General features: G+C 64.6%; 4 protein-coding genes and 1 pseudogene. 2 read left to right on the plus strand and 3 right to left on the minus strand.

Going from position 1 to position 3,164, the window contains the following annotated elements:
- The 3 genes and pseudogenes from WB785_RS15915 to WB785_RS15925 form a co-directional block, all read right to left on the minus strand.
- A pseudogene (locus WB785_RS15915) lies at positions 1 to 1,230 on the minus strand (hypothetical protein); the annotation flags it as partial.
- A gap of 4 nt (positions 1,231 to 1,234) precedes the next feature.
- Positions 1,235 to 1,525, minus strand: a complete 291-nt coding sequence (locus WB785_RS15920; RefSeq protein ID WP_424080284.1) for a WXG100 family type VII secretion target — start codon at positions 1,523 to 1,525, stop codon at positions 1,235 to 1,237.
- Positions 1,518 to 1,829 carry a WXG100 family type VII secretion target gene (locus tag WB785_RS15925; RefSeq protein WP_424080285.1) on the minus strand — a complete coding sequence of 104 codons (312 nt, stop codon included), beginning with the start codon at positions 1,827 to 1,829 and terminating at the stop codon, positions 1,518 to 1,520. Before WB785_RS15925 ends, WB785_RS15920 begins: the two co-directional genes overlap by 8 nt.
- 87 nt (positions 1,830 to 1,916) lie before the next feature.
- Between WB785_RS15925 and WB785_RS15930 the strand changes: the two genes are divergently transcribed.
- Positions 1,917 to 2,180, plus strand: coding sequence for a glutaredoxin family protein (locus WB785_RS15930; protein WP_424080286.1), 264 nt, complete (start codon positions 1,917 to 1,919; stop codon positions 2,178 to 2,180).
- 98 nt (positions 2,181 to 2,278) lie between these two features.
- Positions 2,279 to 3,164: glutamyl-tRNA reductase (gene hemA / locus WB785_RS15935; RefSeq protein ID WP_424080287.1), on the plus strand; the 886-nt coding region annotated here is incomplete at its 3' end.

A 3,164-nucleotide genomic window follows, 5' to 3' on the forward strand; every position in this document is an offset into this window, starting at 1 on the left:
GTTGTGGCCCAATCCCACTAAGGGGCGATCGCTGGACCAGTCTTTGTAGTCGACCAGTCCCTTGACCATTTCGATCGTGCCTTTTGGATCGGAGGCAAGAATTGCTGGAGCTGCCGCCGGGTTCGCACCCATCTGCGCAAGCTTGGATAGGCCTTGCCAGGTGTGCAGAGCACCGTGTGGGTCGTAGGTAAAGCGCACTGGATTGAGCTGGCTCAAGGAATGGGCCGCGTCAGCGGCACCCTTGATTACGCCTTCACTGGTATCGATGTACGCGTTGAATAAACCGGAGGCCACCCCACCGACATCCCTCCCCAGGAAATGGGTGAACTCCTTATTGGCGTAGTGCTCTAGGGCGACGGCGCAGCCATCGAGCAAGCCCATCGCCTGCTGAAATAGTTGCTCCTTGGCGTCGGCCTCCCGCTTCATGTTGTGCAGTACGGCCTTGATGTCATTGGCGATCTTTTTGATCTCGTCGAGCCCGTGACCTTTGAAGACCTCCACCACTTCATGCCACAGGCCCGACGGTGTGTCCAAGCGGTGCAACAGGTCCCGGATCGCGTCTTGAGCATGCTGCACCTCATTGGCGAAATCGTCGAGGCCTTTGGCTAGCTTGTCGCACTCGTCACCGACCTTGGCCACGTCGTCGCCGAGTTTGGAAAACACCAGTTGAATCAGTCCGGCCTCGGGCATCTGCTGCGCCCCAACCACCGAATTAGGTCCGTGTAGAGCGTCTTTCACGCCGTGCAGCGCCGCACCGAAAGTGCGCCAGCATCCCGCAGCAGCGTGCAGCTGACCTGGATTTCCATTGGGCCACAAGTCGCCGACGAAAGTCTCCACTACGGCCCACAATGCGGGCTCCGGCATCCCTGGCCCCAGCGTCCAAGGCGCCCCGGGGGCGTCAAACTTGCCCGGCTCGGGCGGCATCGGCAACACCGCGCCACCACCGCCCAACGTTGAGGCAGCCTCGGCGCGCGAGTAGTTCGACGCACCCACCTGCACCTTGAACCCGGTGATCCGGCAGGCGTTAATTCCTGCCGCTACCGCCTTCAACAGGTTCTTTGCCGAGTCCTGATATGCCAGCCCGAACGCCTCGCCGGCGGCATCCTGGCCAGTGTTGCCGCCAAAACCAGATGTCAATGGCCCCAAGGCTGCTGCCACACCGTCGCCAACTGAGATCACCGCGGCCCCAGCACCCGACAGAGCTTGCGGATCGACCGCTAGCGGCGCCATTAACTCACGACCACATGGACAGATTCGTCGCCATTACGCCGGTGTAGTTGTCATGCGCCGTGGTACCCGCAGTCTTCAACTGCGCCAACGCCTCCCGCATCATCGCTTCGCCACGCGACCAGTGCTGGTGTGCTTCGGCGTGCGCGGTAGCCGCCTGCCCGGACCACGCTCCGTGCAGATGAGTCACCAGCGTGTCGATTTCAGCGACGAGGCTCTCGGTGTGGCGGACAAACTCATTCATCCGCTGCATCGCATCCGCCAAGGCGTCGGGATCCACGCTGAAAGCGTCAGCCATCTAAGGCACCTCGCACCGTTTGCGCCGATGTCGAGTCCTGGGATTGGAAGTCAGCACCGGCGATACCGGGCGTCTTGGCCAGAATCGACAGTCCCAGCTGTACCTCATCGGCCCCGCGATGCCATAGCTCCCACGCCCGGCCATAGGCGCCGCCCGCGCCACCATGCCAGCCGGCCAGCATGTCGCGCACCTGGCCATCAAGCTCAATCAGCCTGCTCTGCAAGTCCTTTGCCGCGCCGGACAATGCCTGCGAAACCCCGTGCATGGCCTGCGGGTCAGCGCGCAAGTTTCTGGGATCAGCCATGGCGGTAAAAATAGTTATCTGCGCCTCCCGCCACAATTCACCTTCGCGTCAGAAATCGCGATCGAGATCAACTGCCACACTGGGACTATGAGCCGCCCACAGGTCCAGCTGTTGACCCGCGCCGGCTGCACGATCTGCGATCGGGTGCACGCGCAATTGGAGCAACTGGCCGCCGAACTTGATTTCGACCTGTCGACCACCGACGTCGACGCCGCCGCGGCGGCCGGCAACACCGGCTTGCGCGCCGAGTTCGGCGACCGGCTGCCAGTGGTGCTGCTCGACGGCCGCGAGCACAGCTACTGGGAGGTCGACGAACCCCGGTTGCGCAAAGATCTGGGGGAGCGCAGGTGACGCCCCGCACAAATTTGGTGGGCCACCTGTCAAACGTCTACCGTGGACACCAGTTCGATCACTGGTGATAGCAAGGGAGCAGGCCAGGTGATGCAGCCGTGAGCGTCCTGCTCTTCGGGGTGTCGCACCGGAGCGCCCCGGTCTCCGTCCTGGAGCAGCTAAGCACCGACGAGTCCGACCAACTCAAGATCGTCGACCAGATGATGCAGTCGCCGCTGGTCACCGAGGCCATGGTGCTGTCTACCTGCAACCGGGTCGAGGTTTACGCAGTGGTCGACGCCTTCCACGGCGGTCTTTCGGTCATCGGGCAGGTGCTTTCCGAGCATTCCGGGATGTCGCTGGGCGAGCTCACCAAATACGCCTACGTCCGCTACAGCGAGGCCGCGGTCGAGCATCTGTTTGCCGTGGCCAGCGGCCTGGATTCCGCCGTGGTCGGCGAGCAGCAGGTGCTGGGCCAGGTGCGTCGCGCCTACGCCGCCGCCGAGGCCAACCGCACCGTCGGCCGGGTGCTGCATGAGCTGGCCCAACGCGCGCTCGCGGTCGGTAAACGCGTCCACACCGACACCGCGATCGACGCCGCAGGCGCCTCGGTGGTCTCGGTCGCGCTGGGCATGGCCGACACCAAGTTGGGCGGGCTGAAAGGCAAAACCGCAGTGGTGGTCGGCGCCGGGGCAATGGGCGCCCTGTCGGCGACTCACCTGGCCCGCGCCGGCGTCCGTGACATCCACGTCGTCAACCGGTCACTGCCCCGCGCGCAGCGGCTGGCCCGCAAGATCCGCGAATCGGGCGTCGGAGCCGAGGCGCTGAGCTTCGATCGGCTGCCGTCCGCGCTGGCCGACGCCGACCTGGTGGTGAGCTGCACCGGAGCCGTGCGCCCGGTGGTGTCGCTGGCCGACGTTCACCACGGACTGGCCGCTGCCCGCCGCGACGAAAGCGACGAGCCGCTGGTGATCTGCGACCTGGGCATGCCGCGCGACGTCGACC

It is taken from the genome of Mycobacterium sp., assembly GCF_049585075.1.
In the GTDB taxonomy this organism is placed as follows: domain Bacteria; phylum Actinomycetota; class Actinomycetes; order Mycobacteriales; family Mycobacteriaceae; genus Mycobacterium.

Excerpts from the sequence above, each read along its gene's own strand:
- WB785_RS15920 (WP_424080284.1), bottom strand. The coding sequence starts at position 1,525 with ATGGCTGACGCTTTCAGCGTGGATCCCGACGCCTTGGCGGATGCGATG.
- WB785_RS15925 (WP_424080285.1), bottom strand. The coding sequence starts at position 1,829 with ATGGCTGATCCCAGAAACTTGCGCGCTGACCCGCAGGCCATGCACGGG.
- WB785_RS15930 (WP_424080286.1), top strand. The coding sequence starts at position 1,917 with ATGAGCCGCCCACAGGTCCAGCTGTTGACCCGCGCCGGCTGCACGATC.